This is a genomic window from Kitasatospora sp. NPDC059817, assembly GCF_042731835.1.
Taxonomy (GTDB): domain Bacteria; phylum Actinomycetota; class Actinomycetes; order Streptomycetales; family Streptomycetaceae; genus Kitasatospora.
On record NZ_JBHWIR010000129.1, the window covers coordinates 1 to 14,836 of the forward strand.

General features: G+C 73.3%; 15 protein-coding genes. 10 read left to right on the forward strand and 5 right to left on the reverse strand.

The genetic code is table 11. The features are described 5' to 3' along the window. Window positions 1–106: 106 nt before the first annotated feature. Window positions 107–1,612, reverse strand: coding sequence for an MFS transporter (locus ACFV61_RS24725; protein WP_380493928.1), 1,506 nt, complete (start codon window positions 1,610–1,612; stop codon window positions 107–109). A gap of 43 nt (window positions 1,613–1,655) precedes the next feature. Further along, window positions 1,656–2,282, reverse strand: coding sequence for a TetR/AcrR family transcriptional regulator (locus ACFV61_RS24730; RefSeq protein ID WP_159398419.1), 627 nt, complete (start codon window positions 2,280–2,282; stop codon window positions 1,656–1,658). Window positions 2,283–2,471: 189 nt separating this feature from the next. On the opposite strand from ACFV61_RS24730, the gene ACFV61_RS24735 reads away from it, so the two are divergent. The 8 genes from ACFV61_RS24735 (at window position 2,472) to ACFV61_RS24770 (ending at window position 9,137) form a co-directional block, all read left to right on the forward strand. Continuing rightward, window positions 2,472–3,425 carry an SPFH domain-containing protein gene (locus ACFV61_RS24735; RefSeq protein ID WP_063347471.1) on the forward strand — a complete coding sequence of 318 codons (954 nt, stop codon included), beginning with the start codon at window positions 2,472–2,474 and terminating at the stop codon, window positions 3,423–3,425. Window positions 3,426–3,434: 9 nt separating this feature from the next. Further along, entirely contained in the window at window positions 3,435–3,662 is a 228-nt protein-coding gene (locus ACFV61_RS24740; protein WP_063347470.1) for a hypothetical protein, read from the forward strand. A gap of 37 nt (window positions 3,663–3,699) precedes the next feature. Continuing rightward, window positions 3,700–4,344: a GPP34 family phosphoprotein gene (locus ACFV61_RS24745; RefSeq protein WP_159398418.1), complete on the forward strand. Its 645-nt coding sequence runs from the start codon at window positions 3,700–3,702 to the stop codon at window positions 4,342–4,344. A gap of 227 nt (window positions 4,345–4,571) precedes the next feature. Further along, entirely contained in the window at window positions 4,572–5,474 is a 903-nt protein-coding gene (locus ACFV61_RS24750) for an ABC transporter ATP-binding protein (RefSeq protein ID WP_063347469.1), read from the forward strand. 45 nt (window positions 5,475–5,519) lie between these two features. Next, window positions 5,520–6,269, forward strand: coding sequence for an ABC transporter permease (locus ACFV61_RS24755; protein ID WP_063347468.1), 750 nt, complete (start codon window positions 5,520–5,522; stop codon window positions 6,267–6,269). Next, window positions 6,266–7,549 carry a sensor histidine kinase gene (locus tag ACFV61_RS24760; protein WP_380341032.1) on the forward strand — a complete coding sequence of 428 codons (1,284 nt, stop codon included), beginning with the start codon at window positions 6,266–6,268 and terminating at the stop codon, window positions 7,547–7,549. The genes ACFV61_RS24755 and ACFV61_RS24760 overlap by 4 nt, the downstream gene beginning before the upstream one ends. 4 nt (window positions 7,550–7,553) lie before the next feature. Continuing rightward, a complete protein-coding gene (locus ACFV61_RS24765) occupies window positions 7,554–8,204 on the forward strand; it encodes a response regulator transcription factor (RefSeq protein ID WP_208869068.1) in 651 nt (216 codons plus the stop codon). Window positions 8,205–8,228: 24 nt separating this feature from the next. Beyond that, complete coding sequence (locus ACFV61_RS24770) at window positions 8,229–9,137, forward strand: 1-aminocyclopropane-1-carboxylate deaminase/D-cysteine desulfhydrase (protein WP_380341009.1); 909 nt, start codon at window positions 8,229–8,231, stop codon at window positions 9,135–9,137. A 42-nt stretch (window positions 9,138–9,179) separates the two neighbouring features. On the opposite strand, the gene ACFV61_RS24775 is transcribed toward ACFV61_RS24770, so the two are convergent. After that, window positions 9,180–10,721: an LCP family protein gene (locus tag ACFV61_RS24775; RefSeq protein ID WP_380493929.1), complete on the reverse strand. Its 1,542-nt coding sequence runs from the start codon at window positions 10,719–10,721 to the stop codon at window positions 9,180–9,182. A 138-nt stretch (window positions 10,722–10,859) separates the two neighbouring features. Continuing rightward, window positions 10,860–11,324 carry a MarR family winged helix-turn-helix transcriptional regulator gene (locus ACFV61_RS24780; RefSeq protein ID WP_063347464.1) on the reverse strand — a complete coding sequence of 155 codons (465 nt, stop codon included), beginning with the start codon at window positions 11,322–11,324 and terminating at the stop codon, window positions 10,860–10,862. Window positions 11,325–11,429: 105 nt separating this feature from the next. Here ACFV61_RS24780 and ACFV61_RS24785 point away from each other — a divergent pair, with 105 nt between their 5' ends. Both ACFV61_RS24785 and ACFV61_RS24790 read left to right on the forward strand, forming a co-directional pair. Beyond that, entirely contained in the window at window positions 11,430–12,455 is a 1,026-nt protein-coding gene (locus ACFV61_RS24785; RefSeq protein ID WP_380493931.1) for an NADP-dependent oxidoreductase, read from the forward strand. A gap of 351 nt (window positions 12,456–12,806) precedes the next feature. Continuing rightward, window positions 12,807–13,301: a DUF3145 domain-containing protein gene (locus ACFV61_RS24790; RefSeq protein WP_063347462.1), complete on the forward strand. Its 495-nt coding sequence runs from the start codon at window positions 12,807–12,809 to the stop codon at window positions 13,299–13,301. A 111-nt stretch (window positions 13,302–13,412) separates the two neighbouring features. Here ACFV61_RS24790 and fabF read toward each other — a convergent pair whose 3' ends face one another. After that, window positions 13,413–14,678, reverse strand: a complete 1,266-nt coding sequence (fabF, locus tag ACFV61_RS24795; RefSeq protein ID WP_063347461.1) for a beta-ketoacyl-ACP synthase II — start codon at window positions 14,676–14,678, stop codon at window positions 13,413–13,415. Between the last annotated feature and the right edge of the window lie 158 nt (window positions 14,679–14,836).

The window sequence follows — 14,836 nt, forward strand, 5'->3', positions numbered from 1 at the left end:
GGGCCTCTGCGCTCGGGCGGGGGGGGGGTGGGGGGCGGCGGCGGGGGCCGGCGCGCGGGCCCCCGGCCCCCCCCCCCCCCCCCCCATTCCGGCGACCGGACACGTCCTAGTGGGGGGTCGCCGCCGGGACGGCGTCGGCCTTCCCGGCCCCGGTGCCGCCGGATCCCGCACCGCCGTTCTGCTGCCTGGCGTTGATGAGGAGGAAGGCGACGGTCGCGGCCACGGCGAGGATGCCGACAGCCCACCAGATCGCGGTGGCGTAGCCGTGTACGGCCGCCGCGTTGGCCAGCTTGGCCGGGTCGGCGCCGGAACGGGCCTTCTCGGCGAGCCAGTTGGTGGTGGCACCGGCCGCGATGGTGTTCAGCAGGGCGGTACCGATGGAGCCGCCGACCTGCTGGGAGGTGCTGACCATGGCGGAGGCCACGCCGGCGTCCTGCGGCTGCACGCTGCGGGTGGCCAGGCTCATGGCGGGCATGAACGCCGTGCCCATTCCGAGGCCGAGGAGCACCTGCGCGGGCAGAATCAGACCGACGTACGAACTGTCGACCTTGATCTGGGTGAGCAGCGCGATGCCGAGGGCCGAGGTCAGGAAGCCCGGACCCATCAGGAGCCGAGGCGGCAGACGGGTCATCAGCCGGGTGCCGATCTGCGTCGACCCGGTCACCATGCCGACGATCATGGGCAGGAAGGCGAATCCGGTGCGGACCGGCGTGTAGCCCTTCACGACCTGCAGGTAGTAGGTCAGGAACAGGAAGAGCCCGAACATGCCGATGACGGCCAGCCCCAGGGAGAGGTAGATGCCGCCCCGGTTGCGTTCGGTCACCACCCGCAGCGGCAGCAGGGGGGCCGGGGCCTTGCTCTCGACCAGGACGAACGCGCCGAGCAGGACCACCGAGGTGATGAAGAGCGCGACGGTGGCGGGGGCGGTCCAGCCGTCGGACTCGGCGCGGGTGAACCCGTACACCAGCGACAGCAGGCCGGTGGTGGCGAGAACGACACCGGGGAGGTCCAGCCGGGCGCCGTTGCGGGCGCCCGCCGGCTCGCGCACCACGGTGATGGCGCCGAACACGGCCACGATGGCGAACGGGATGTTGACGAACAGCGCCCAGCGCCAGTTCAGGTACTCGGTCAGCGCACCGCCCATGATCAGGCCGACGGCCCCGCCGGCACCGGAGATCGCGCCGTAGATCCCGAATGCCTTTGCCCGCTCCTTGGGTTCGGTGAAGGTGACCGCGAGCAGCGAGAGCGCGGCCGGTGCGAGCAGTGCGCCGAACACGCCCTGCAGGGCGCGGGAGGCGAGCAGCATCCCGGGGTTGACCGCGAGGCCGCCCAACGCGGATGCGCCCGCGAAGCCGAGCAGGCCGACGATGAACGCGCGTCTGCGGCCGGTGAGGTCGGCGATGCGGCCGCCGAAGAGCAGCAGGCTGCCGAACGCCAGCGAGTAGGCGGTGATCACCCATTGCCGGTTGCCGTCGGAGATGCCGAGGTCGTGCTGGGCCGAGGGCAGGGCGATGTTCACGATGGTCGTGTCGAGTACGACCATCAACTGGGCGATGCCGATGAATAACAGCGCTTTCCAGCGCTGTGGGTCCGGCTGGGCGGTTGCGGGCATGACGCCTCTCAGTTGACCGGGCGGCAGGGGTGGGCGGAGCTGCTCAGGGTGCCTGTTCCAGCGAGGGCAGCAGGGTGGGTAGCAGTTCGGCGACTACGTCGACTGCGGCGCGCCACGCTTCATCGCTGCCGGGTCCGCCCGCGGCGGTCCGGGCGAGGATGCCCTCGCGGGAGGCGAGCAGGAACATGGCGAGGTTCTGCGCGTCGACGCTCGTGCCGTTGCGCTCCAGTAGGCGGGCGAGGGCCCCGGTGACGGCCTTGTCGTGTTCGTGGAGCTGTGCGCTGAGCTCCGGGCTGCGGGCCGCGTCGAGCCGGAACTCCAGGAAGAGCAGGATCCAGCCCCGTTCGTCGGGGTCGACCGCCAGGAGCAGTTCCCCGATCCGTCGGGCCGCCCCCGGAGCCGGTTGGTTCAGCAGGCCCTCCAACTGGTCGAGCCGGTGCGCGGAGTGGCGGTCGAACAGCGCGAGGACGAGGCCCTGCTTGCTCTCGAAATTGGAGTAGAAGGCCCCCCGGGTGTACCCGGCCGCCGCGCACACGTCCTCGATGGTGGTCTTCGCGTACCCCCGCGCGACCAGCACCTGCCCGGCGGCGTCGAGCAGCCGGGCGCGGGTGTGAGCACGTCGGCGAGGCGGCCGGCCGGAATCGGTGGAAGCAGTCTTCGATGGAGCCACGCGGGAACGATACATCATGTATTTAATACGCCGTGTATCGAACTGCCATATCGTCGGCCGGAGTTGGCGGTGGGGTCGTCTCCGGGTCGTCTCCCTGGCGGATGCGGCCAAGCCCCTGGCGTGGTGCATGGAAAAAGTGATATCACTTTGACAGCTGGATCGGAAAAACTCGCTGGAGGAGCTGGTCTCATGGCCACACCGCGTTCTGCCGTCGACGTCGAAGACGGCCCCGTCCTCGACCTTCCGGCGCCCAAGATCACCGAGCGGGTCATCACCGGTGCCGCGGGGCTGCCGGTGCTCGGAGGGACGCTGCTCGGCCTGCTCGCGGGGATCGGGGCGACCATCGTCGGCGGCATCCAACTGGCCGGCGGGTCCAAGGCGTTGGGGATCACCCTGCTGACCGCCGGGCCGCTGGCCGTCCTGGGCGCACTGCTGCTGCTGTGCGGGCTGACCGTGGTCTCGCCCGGCCAGGCGCGGGTGGTCCAGCTGCTCGGCCGCTACCGCGGCACCATCCGTGCCGAGGGCCTGACCTGGCTGAACCCGTTCACCAGCCGCCGCCGGATATCCACCCGGATCCGCAACCACGAGACCGAGACCAACAAGGTCAACGACGCGGACGGCAACCCGATCGAGATGGCCGCCGTGGTGGTCTGGCAGGTCGAGGACACTGCCAAGGCCGTGTTCGAGGTGGACGACTACAGCGACTTCGTCGCCATCCAGACCGAGACCGCCGTCCGGCACATCGCCAGCAGCTACCCGTACGACGCCCACCGCGAGGGCCAGTTGTCGCTGCGCGACGGCGCGGAGGAGATCAGCCGGATGCTCTCCGCCGAGATCGCGGCCCGGGTCGTCTCGGCCGGGGTGCGGGTCGTCGAGTCCCGGATCACCCGGCTCGCCTACGCGCCCGAGGTCGCCCAGGTGATGCTCCAGCGTCAGCAGGCCGGGGCCGTGGTCGCGGCACGGCGGCTGATCGTCGAGGGCGCCGTCGGTATGGTCGAGGAGGCGCTGGACCGGCTCGCCGAGCGTGACGTCGTCGAACTGGACGAGGAGCGCAAGGCCGCCATGGTGAGCAACCTCCTGGTGGTGCTCTGCGGCGACCGGGGCGCCCAGCCCGTCGTGAACACGGGCTCCCTCTACCAGTAAGGCGCGGCGTTGGCGACGGAGCGGAAGAAGATCCTGCTGCGACTGGACCCGGCGGTCCACGACGCACTGGCCCGGTGGGCCGCGGACGAGCTGCGCAGTGCCAACGCGCAGATCGAGTTCCTCCTTCGCCGTGCCCTCAGCGACGCGGGCCGGATGCCCGGCGACGCGGCCCGTCTTCCCCGGCGCGGCCGACCGCCCAAGGAGAACCCGGAGACCGGCGGTTCCGACGCCGGATGAACGGGCCCATCCACCGTCCATCTGCTTGGAGTCCATCGTGGACCTGCCCATCACCCTGCCGGAGAAGCTCTACCTGCTCGCCTACCACCCCGAGCGCGAGCGGCTCACCGCCACCGCCAGGCTCGACCTGGTGCTGCGGGCCGCCGCGCTCGCCGAACTCCTACGGCGCGCGCTGATCCGCGACGACGGCCGGCACCCGGCCGCCGTCGACGGCGCGTCGGCCGACGGCCTCGACCCGCTCTCCGCCGCGATGCTGGAGCAGATCCGGCAGGGCCGGCGGCGCAGCTGGCAGAGCTGGGTCGGCCGCCGCCAGGGCCCGGCGGCCCGCGCCGCGCGGGTGGTCCGGGACGGGCTGGCGGCGTCCGGGCGGATCCGGCTCGAACAGCGCCGCACGCTCGGACTGTTCCCGTCCACCCGGGTCGTCCTGCCGGAGCAGCGGCTGCGCAAGTCGCTCGTGGCATCGGTGGGTTCGGCGCTGAAGGCGCCGCTCAGCCGGGTCGACCCGGCGGACGCCGCGCTGGTCGCGCTGGTCGACGCCGCCCGGCTCGGAGCCGTCCTGACGTGGCGCCAGAGCCGCGAGTTCCGCACCCGGATCGACAAGCTGGCCCCCGCCGCGGGCCCCGTCCCGCGCGCCCTGCGCCGGGCCATCAGCACCCGCAACTCCGACGTCGCATTGGTCTGACCCACCCGGTGTGATCCGCAAGACAGGCCCGGTCGCCGACACGGCGGCCGGGCCTCCCGCGTTCCGGGCCCGCGCCCCATCCACCGATCGGTTGATCCACCGTCCACCGCGCCCGCCCGCAGCTCTGACCGTCCGGTCGATCCGCGGCCGGGGCCCCGCGCGGGAAGCTCGTTGCAGGCCGGAGGAACCGGCCGGACCAGCGGGGACGAGCGGGAGGGAGCGGCGCGATGGCCGTGATCGAGGTGGCGGGGCTGCGCAAGGCCTACGGGCGGCGCCAGGTGCTGGAGGAGGTCTCCTTCGGCGTGGAGCGCGGCGAGGTGTTCGGCCTGCTGGGGCCGAACGGCGCGGGCAAGACGACCGCCGTGGAGTGCTGCGAGGGCCTGCGCCGGGCCGACGCGGGGACGGTCCGGGTCCTCGGCCTGGACCCGGTGAAGGACGCCCACCGGCTGCGGCCGAGGATCGGCATCCAGCTCCAGCAGGCCCAGTTGCAGGGCGCGCTGCGGGTCGGCGAGGCGCTGGAACTGTACGCCGCGCTCTACCCGAACCCCCGGGACTGGCGCGAGCTGCTGGACGAGTGGGGGCTCGCCGACCAGCGCCGGACCCCGTTCGACAAGCTCTCCGGCGGCCAGCGCCAGCGGCTGTTCATCGCCCTCGCCCTGATCGGCAACCCCGAGGTGGCCTTCCTGGACGAGCTGACCACCGCGCTCGACCCGCAGGGCCGCCGCGACACCTGGGAGCTGATCCGGCGGATCCGCGACGAGGGCGTGACGGTGGTCCTGGTCTCGCACTTCATGGACGAGGTCGAGGCGCTCTGCGACCGGGCCGCCGTCCTCGACGGCGGACGGATCGTCGCCACCGGCACCCCCGCGGAGCTGATCGCCCGCTCCGGCACCGGCGGCACGCTCGGCTTCCGCCCCACCGGGCCGCTGGACACCGCCCGGCTGGCGGCCCTGCCGGGGGTCACCGGGGTCGAGGAGCGGGACGGCCGGGTCGAGGTCTCCGGTGTCGGGGACTTCGCCGACGAGGTCACCGGCCTGCTCGCCCGCGAGGGGATCGTCGTCACCGGGCTGCGGATCCGCGAGCACAGCCTGGACGACGCCTACCTCGCCCTGACCCGCCACGACGCCTGATCCGCCATCACCGCGCCCATCACCACGCCCGAGGGGACCACCACCGTGAACCACACCGCCCACGCCGTCCGCCGCCTGGCCGTCGCCGAGGCCCGCCTGTTCCTCCGCGACCCGCTGACCGCCTTCTTCGGCCTCGCCTTCCCCGTCGTGCTGTTCCTCGTCCTCGGCTCCGTCCCGGCCCTGCGCAAGACCTCGCCCGACATGCACGGCATGAGCACCATCCAGCTGTACGCGCCGATCCTGGCCGTCTTCACCCTGCTGCTGCTCGGCCTCAACGGCCTGCCCTCGCTGCTCGCCGCCTACCGCGAACGCGGCGTGCTGCGCCGGATGTCCGCCAGCCCCGTCCGCCCGGCGCTGCTGTTCGGCGCGCTGCTGCCGCTGTACCTGGGCGTCGCCGTCGTCTCGGTGCTGCTGGTGGTGGCGGCCGGGCCCCTGCTCGGGGTGTCGCTGCCGCGCCGGCCGCTGGGGTTCCTGCTGGCTTTCCTGCTGGCTGCCGCCGCGCTGCTGTCGATCGGCCTGCTGCTCGCCGCGGTCGTCCCGTCCGCCAAGGCCGGCAACGCGGTCGGTGCGCTGGCCTTCTTCCCGATGATGTTCTTCTCCGGGATCTGGCTGCCGCGCGAGTTCTCGCCGGCCCTGCTCAACCGGATCGGGGACTTCACCCCCAGCGGCGCCGCCGTCCAGACCTTGCAGGACGCCTGGTCCGGGCACTTCCCGCACGCCGTGGGCCTGCTCACACTCGCGGCGTACGCGGTGCTCGCGGGGGCCGCGGCTGCCAGGCTGTTCCGGTGGGAATGATCATGCGGCCGTCGGCCGACGAGAACGCGCTCGGCGACTGGCAGGACCGGCTGGACCGGTTGATCGGCCCGCTCTGCTACGTCGCCCTGCTGATCGCCACCGCCCTGGCCCTGCTGATCCCCGTCCCGAACGCGCGTTCCGCCGCCGTCGTCCTCCCGGCGGCGGCCGCCGCGTTCCTGTGGCTGGTCCTGCGCTCGGTGCTCGACCGCAGGCCGGGCCCGGACGGCCGCGCCCGGTACGCCGGCGCCCACTTCGCCGTCCTGCTGGCGCTGATCACCGTCCTGGTGCTGGACAACCCGATCTTCGGCTTCTTCGCCTTCACCGGCTACCTGCACGCCGCCCAGTACCTGCGGGGCCGGGCCCGGATGGCGGGCGCGGCCGTGGGCACCGTCCCCACCTCGCTCTCCCAGGTCGGCGGGGTCCTGCCCGACAGCCTGGCGAAGGTCGGCGGACTGCTGGCCGTCGTCGCCTTCAACCTGATGGTGGTCGGGCTGATGTTCGCGCTCAGCGAGGCGGCCGACCGGCTGAGCGCCCGCCGCAAGGCCGCCAACGCCGAACTCGCCGAGGCCAACCGGCTGCTCACCGAGACGCTCGCCGAGAACGCCGGACTGCACGCCCAACTCCTCGTCCAGGCCCGGGAGGCCGGGGCCGCGGACGAGCGCCGCCGGCTCGCCCGGGAGATCCACGACACCGTCGCCCAGGGCCTGGCCGGGATCGTCACCCAGCTCCAGGCCGCCGACCAGACCCGCGCCCAGGACGCCGCGGCCGCCGAGCGGCACCAGGCGAACGCGGCGGCCCTCGCCCGGGAGAGCCTGACCCAGGCCCGCCGGGCCGTCCACGCGCTGCGCCCGATCGAACTGGAGCGCGCCGCGCTGCCGGAGGCGCTGGCGGAGCTGGTCGAGCAGTGGCGGGAGCGCAACGACGCCGCCGCCGGGCTGACCGTCACCGGCGAGGCCCGCCCGCTGCACCCCGAGGTCGAGGTGACTCTGCTGCGGATCGCCCAGGAGTCGCTGGCCAACGCCGCCAAGTACGCGCGGGCCTCCCGGGTCGGGGTCACCCTCTCGTACATGCCCGGCCTGGTCACCCTGGACGTCCGGGACGACGGCGTCGGCTTCGACCCGGCCGCCGAGCCCGCCTCCCGGGCCGCCGGCGGCGGCTACGGTCTGGACGTGATGCGCCGCCGCGTGCAGCGCCTGGCCGGGCGGCTCGACCTGGAGACCGAACCGGGCGCCGGCACGACCGTGTCCGCGACCCTGCCGGCGATCAGCATGGAGGAGTAGCACCGTGAGCGACGCGACGACGATCAGACTGCTGTTGGTGGACGACCACCCGGTGGTGCGGGACGGGCTGCGCGGGATGTTCACCGCCGCCCCCGGCTTCGAGGTGGTCGGCGAGGCCGGGGACGGCGCCGAGGCGCTGGTCCTGGTTGCCGCGCTGCGCCCGGACGTGGTGCTGATGGACCTGCGGATGCCGCGGATGGACGGTGTCACCGCGATCCGCGAGATGGCCGAACGCGGCCTGCCCGGGCGGGTCCTGGTGCTCACCACCTACGACACCGACGCCGACGTGCTGCCCGCCGTCCGGGCCGGCGCCACCGGCTACCTGCTCAAGGACGCCGCCCGGGAGGAGCTGTTCCACGCCGTCCGGGAGGCCGCCCGCGGCGCCTCGGTGATCGCGCCGACCGTCGCCGCCAAGCTGCTCGGCCAGGTCCGCGCGCCCGTCCGGGAGCCGCTCAGTCCGCGCGAGCTGGAGGTGCTGGAACTGGTCGCGTCCGGGGCCACCAACCGGGAGGCCGCCGCCCGGCTGTTCATCAGCGAGGCCACCGTGAAGACCCATCTGATCCACGTCTACGCCAAGCTCGACGTCAAGGACCGCGCCTCCGCCGTCGCCGCCGCCTACAACCTGGGGCTGCTCACCCCGACCGGCCGGCCATAAGACCGACCGGTCTAAGCTGGCCGGATGCTCGAACCCGCCCTGCTGCCGACCCCGCTGGTGGACTGCACCGACGAGGTGTTCGCGCGGGCCGGAGTGGAACTGCGGCTCAAACGGGACGACCTGCTGCACCCGAGCGTCCCGGGCAACAAGTGGCGCAAGCTCGCGCCCAACCTGGCGGCCGCCGTCGCCCAGGGCCATACCCGGCTGCTGACCTTCGGCGGGGCGTACTCCACCCATCTGCGGGCGGTCGCGGCGGCCGCCGCGGCGCTCGGCCTGGAGAGCGTCGGGCTGGTCCGCGGCGAGGAGCTGGCCGACCGGCCGCGCAACTGGTCGCTGCGGGCGGCCGAACGGGCCGGGATGCGGCTGGAGTTCCTGACCCGCGCCGAGTACCGGGAGGCCACCGGCCGCGCCGCCGCCGGCACCACGGCCGGTCCGCAGGGGCGCTGGGGCCACTGCCTGGTGCTCCCGGAAGGCGGCTCCAACGCGCTGGCCGTGACCGGCGCGGCGGCGATCCCGGCCGAACTGCCCGACCTGGGCGGGCACGACGTGGTCTGCTGCCCGGTCGGCACCGGCGGCACCCTGGCGGGCATCGCGGCCGGCCTGCCGCCGGGCGCGCGGGCGCTCGGCGTGGCCGTGCTGCGCGGCGGCGAGGGCTACCTGGAGGGCGAGGTCACCCGGCTCCACCGGGCCGCCTACGGCCGGGAGTTCGACAACTGGCGGATCGACCACGCGCACCACGGCGGCGGCTACGGCAAGGTCCCGGCCGAACTGGCCGCCTTCGCCGAGCGGTTCGAAGCCCGCCACGGCATCCCGCTGGAACGCCGTTACGTGGCCAAGCTGCTGGCCGCGCTGACCGGCCTGGCCGCCGCCGGAGCCTTCCCCCGCGGCACCCGGCTCACCGCCGTCGTCACCGGCCTGCCCGACCCGGAGTAGACCCGGACCCTAGTGGACCCGGAGCGGGCAGGCCGGAACGGCTCATCCGAAGGTCAGGTCGGCGCACGGGTCGGTGTCGGCGCCGCGGGTGTTCTCCGCTATGCCGGTGGGCACCCCGCTGGGCACGCCGCTCGGGTCGGCGGTGGCGGGGGCGGAGGACTTGGCGCCGGGGCCGCTGGCGACCGCGTCCAGCTTGGTGGCGGGGCTGGGCCGGTAGTCGCGGCCCAGGGTGACGGTGATGCCCTCGGAGCCCGGTTCCTCGACCGCGCGCGCCCCCGGGAAGAGCGCGGCCACCTGGTCGGCGGCGGCCTTCAGGGCCGGGTCGTAGCTGATCTCGGTCTGCATCCGTCCGCCGGCGGGCTTGCCGAGCGTGACGTTCTGGAAGCCCCGGGCCCGCAGCGCCTCCCCGCCGGAGGTGGACAGGCCGGGGGTGCCGACGCCGTTGACCACCAGCACGGGGGCCGCGGCCTGTTCGGGCGTGAGCGGTGCGGACGGGCCGGCCGAGGCTCCCGGGGTCGCGCCGTCGGGGCCGGGGGCGGTGGGGGAGGGCGCCGGGGTGTCGGTGCCGGAGGTGCTCTGGCCGTCCAGGGTGCGGTCCTCGCGCAGTAGCCGCCACAGCGTGTTGGCGTCCGGCTGGACGAGCTGGACGCGCTCGCCGGCGAAGCGCCAGGGCGCGGTCACGAAGGTGATGTCGGACAGCTTGATGTCCTGGAGCGAGCGGGCGAAGTCCACCAGCTTCATCGCGGTGCCCAGCCCCTCGTCCACGGTGAGCGAGCGGGTGGCCGCGTCGGCGAGCGGGAGCAGCGTGGGCAGGGAGAAGCCCTGGCCCTGCACCTTCTTGATCATCGAGGAGACGAAGGCCTGCTGGCGCTTCATCCGCCCGATGTCGGAGTTGTCGCCGAAGCCGTAGCGGGCCCGCAGGTAGTCCACGGCGGGCTGGCCGGAGAGCTTCTGCATGCCCTTGCGGAGGTGTATGCCGTGCGAGTCGACGTTGTTGGGGACGCAGACGTCCACGCCGTTGATGGCGTCGGCCATCGCGGCGGCGCCCTTGAAGTCGACCACGATGGTGTGGTCGATCCGCAGGCCGGTGAGCGTCTCGACGGTGTTCTGCGTGCAGGCCGGGTTGCCCTTGGGGAACTCGCCGATGGTGAAGGCCGAGTTGAACATCTGGTTGTTCCGGGGCGTGGTCCAGGTGCCGCTCGGCAGCTTGCAGGAGGGGATGGTGACCAGGGTGTCCCGGGGTATGGAGACGCCGACGGCGTGCTTGTGGTCGGCGTAGACGTGCACCAGCATCGCGGTGTCGGAGTGGCCGACGCCCTCGTCGCCGCCGCCGATCGCGCTGTTGCCGTCGTCGCGGGTGTCCGAGCCGAGCACCAGGATATTCACCGGCAGTTGGGCGCCGGGGGTGACCGGGGCGGGCGCGGGCGGGCGCTCGGTGGCGACGCCGCCCGGGTCGAAGGTGGTGATGTTGTTGTCCAGCCGGTGGTAGAACCAGGCCCCGGCGCCCACGACGGACAGCACCAGGACGGCGGCCAGGCCGATGGCTGTCCGCAGGTAGCGGCGCCTGCGCGTGCTGCTGCCCATCCTCCGTGTCCCCCCGTCTTTCCGTCTCTCGTGTTCGATGTTCGAACATTAGACGTTTCGACGGGCTGTTCGGTTACCTCTGCCGGCGGCCCGGATTTCGCTCCGGGGCTGTGATGCTGATCACGCCCCGGATGCTGGTCACGCTCCGGGGCCGGCGGCGCCGGTGAGCATCCGGCGGAGCAGGTCGCGCAGGACGGCCCGCTCGTCGTGGCCGAGGGCGGCCAGCGGCTCGCGGGCGAAGTTCAGCGATTCGCGCAGTTCCTCGGAGGCGGTGGCGCCGGTGCCGGTGGCGGCGACCAGCTTGACCCGGCGGTCCTGCCGGTCGGCCTCCCGGGTGACGAAGCCGCGGGCTTCGAGCCGGTCGACGATGCCGGTGATGTTGGACGGCTCGCAGCTGAGCGTCTGGGCGATCTGGCGCATCGGCATGGGGCCGCGGCGCAGCAGGGCGAGCACCTTGGCCTGGGCGCCGGTGAGCGAGCGGGCGGCGGCCGCCTCCTCGTACTCGCGATGGAACAGCGCGACCAGGTTGGCCATCAGATCGACGACCTCGCGGGTGATCTCGTCGGACTGCGGCGTGGCGGTCCGGGTCGACTGGGTGTCCATGTCCGAGAGTCTACCTGAAAAGTTGACAACATGAACCTTTCATGCCCATCGTTACTTCAGTAGCTCAACCTTTCATGCATCGGAACCACCTAAGGAGCGCCTCCCATGGCAGAGCAGGCCGCACCCGCGACCGCCCGTGAATGGCACCTCGCCGCCCGACCCCAGGGCTGGCCGGTGCCGACCGACTTCGCCCTGGTCGAGGCCCCGGTCCGGACCCCGGGCCCGGGCGAGATCCTGGTCCGCAACGCCTTCCTCTCGGTGGACCCGTACATGCGGGGCCGGATGAACGACGTGAAGTCCTACGCCCCGCCGTTCCGGCTCGGCGAGGCCATGGAGGGCGGCGCGGTCGGCTACGTGGTCGCCTCCGGGGCCGAGGGCTTCGCCCCGGGCGACGCCGTGCTGCACGGCCTCGGCTGGCGCGAGTACGCCACCCTGGACGCCCGCCACGCGGTCAAGGTCGACCCGGCCGCCGCCCCGCTCTCCGCCTACCTCGGCGTGCTCGGCATGCCCGGCCTGACCGCCTACGCCGGGCTGCTCGCCGTCGGCGGCCTCAAGAAGGGCGACAAGCTCTTCGTCTCCGGCGCGGCCGGCGCGGTCGGCAGCATGGTCGGCCAGATCGCCAAGCTCAAGGGCGCCTCGCTGGTGGTCGGTTCGGCCGGCTCGGCGGAGAAGGTCGCCAAGCTGGTGGACGTCTACGGCTACGACGCCGCCTTCAACTACAAGGACGCCCCGGTCCACGAGCAGCTGGCGCAGGCCGCCCCCGACGGCATCGACCTCTACTTCGACAACGTCGGCGGGGACCACCTGGAGGCCGCGATCGGCGCGCTCACCGTGCACGGCCGCGCCGTGCTCTGCGGCGCGATCGCCCAGTACAACGACACCACCGCCCCCGCCGCCCCGCGCAACCTGGCGCTCGCGATCGGCAAGCGGCTGCGCCTGGAGGGCATGCTGGTCAGCGACCACGCGGCGCTGCAGTCGCAGTTCGTCGCCGACGTGGCCGGCTGGCTGACGTCCGGCGAACTGCGCCACGAGGAGACCGTGGTGGACGGCTTCGAGCGCACCGCGGACGCCTTCCTCGACCTGCTGCGCGGCGTCAACACCGGCAAGATGGTGGTCCGCCTGGACGGCTGACCCTCCGTCAGCTCGCCGACCGCCCCGCCGCCCCCACCGGGCGCGCGGGGCGGTTTGCGTACGGGCGCAGGGGAATCGGTCGCACTACCGCATTCCGGCCGGATCCGAAAGTGCGTCATCCACGGTGCGGGGCGGCGCGGTACGGTGGGTCCCGCCTGGCGATGGGGCCGTTCGGGGGAGAGATCCGGCCGAGGGGTAGACCTCGTTGAGGATTCGACTAGCATTGAGCGAAAGCCTGTCCGTTTTGCTCAATTTAGTAGCTTAATGTCGGCTAACGTGGGTAACTGTGGATCAACTGCAGGCACGAGGCAGCTGGGGAAGGCGACCCTCGTCCACAGCCTGGAGGTCCCGGTGACGACACGTGGAGTTCTCTACATCCACTCCGCGCCCCGCGCGCTGTGCCCGCACGTCGAGTGGGCCGTCGCGGGGGTGCTGGGTGTACGGGTGAGCCTGGACTGGATCCGCCAGCCGGCCTCGCCCGGACACTGGCGTGCCGAGCTTTCCTGGCAAGGGGAGCCCGGTACGGCCTCGAAGGTCGCCTCCGCGCTGCGCGGTTGGCAGCTGATGCGGTACGAGGTCACCAGTGAGCCCTGCGCCACGGCGGAGGGGGAGCGGTACAGCAGCACGCCCTCGCTCGGCATCTTCCACGCCGTCACGGGCATCCACGGCGACATCCTGATCCCCGAGGACCGGCTGCGCGCCGTCCTGCTGCGGGCCCGCAGCGAGGGGGCCGACCTGGAGGCCGAGATCTCCCGGCTGCTGGGCAAGCCCTGGGACGACGAGCTGGAGCCGTTCCGCTACGCGGGCGAGGGGGCACCGGTGCGCTGGCTGCACCAGGTGGTCTGAGCCGGCGGGCGCACGACGCGGCGCATGAGAGGGGCCGGCGAGCGCCCGCCCCTCTCTGTGCGTTCGGACCAGGTGCGTACCGAGTCGGTGCGTACCGGGTCGGTGTGCGGACTAGCGGGAGCGGAAGGCCAGCACCACGTTGTGGCCGCCGAAGCCGAACGAGTTGTTCAGCGCCGCGATCCGGCCCTCGGGCAGCGGGCGGGCCTCGCCGCGCACGATGTCCGCGTCCACGTCGTCGTCCAGCTCGTCGACGTTGATGGTCGGCGGGGCGATCCGGTGGTACAGGGCCAGCACGGTGGCGACGGTCTCGATGCCGCCGGCGCCGCCCAGCAGGTGGCCGGTCATCGACTTGGTGGCCGAGATGGCGATGTGGTCGAGGTCGTCGCCGAGCTCCTTGCGCAGCGCCTTCAGCTCGGCGGTGTCACCCTGCGGGGTCGAGGTGGCGTGCGCGTTGACGTGCACGATCTCGGCCTTGTCCAGGGTGTTGCGGTCGAACAGGTCGGCCAGCGCGCGGGCCACGCCGGCGCCGGTCGGCTCGGGCTGGGCGATGTGGTGGGCGTCCGAGGACAGGCCCTGGCCCACGGCCTCGCAGTAGATCCGGGCGCCGCGCGCCTCGGCGTGCTCGACCGACTCCAGCACGACCACGCCGGCGCCCTCGCCCAGCACGAAGCCGTCCCGGCCCTTGTCGTACGGGCGGGAGGCGCCCTCGGGGTCGTCGTTGTTCTTGGACATCGCCATCATGTTGGCGAACGCGGCGATCGGCAGCGGGTGGATCGCCGCCTCGGTGCCGCCGGCCACCACGACGTCGGCGCGGCCGGTGCGGATCATCTCGATCGCGTAGCCGATCGCCTCGGCGCCGGAGGCGCAGGCGGAGACGGGGGTGTGCACACCCGCGCGGGCGCCGACCTCCAGACCGACGTTGGCCGCCGGGGAGTTGGGCATCAGCATCGGGACGGTGTGCGGGGAGACCTTGCGGGCGCCCTTCTCCTTCAGCACGTCGTACTGGTCGAGCAGGGTGGTCACGCCGCCGATGCCGGAGGCGATGACGGTGCCGAGGCGCTCGGGGGCGAGCTTGGAGGAGTCGTCGGTGGCCGGCGTCTCGTAGCCGGCGTCGGCCCAGGCCTCACGGGCGGCGATCAGCGCGAACTGGGCCGAGCGGTCCAGCTTGCGGGCCAGCGGCCGGGGGAGGATCTCGCCCGGCTCGACGGCCGTGCGGGCGGCGATCTTGACGGGCAGCTCGGCGGCCCACTCCTCGGTCAGGGCCGCCACTCCGGAGCGTCCTGCGACCAGGTTCTCCCAGGTGGTGGCGGCGTCGCCGCCCAGCGGCGTGAAGGCGCCGATACCCGTGACGACCACGGTACGGTTTTCAGCGGTCACTGGTTCTTCTTCTCTCACGATCGTGGGGTCGGCGGCGAGCCGAGGAAGGGCCCGGGCCGGCGCCCCGGGGGGGGGCCCCCCCGGCCGGGGGGGGCCCCGCGCCCGGGCCGGGCGCCCCCCGCCCCCGCCCCCCCAGGCGCGCTCAGCCCCCCCGCCGA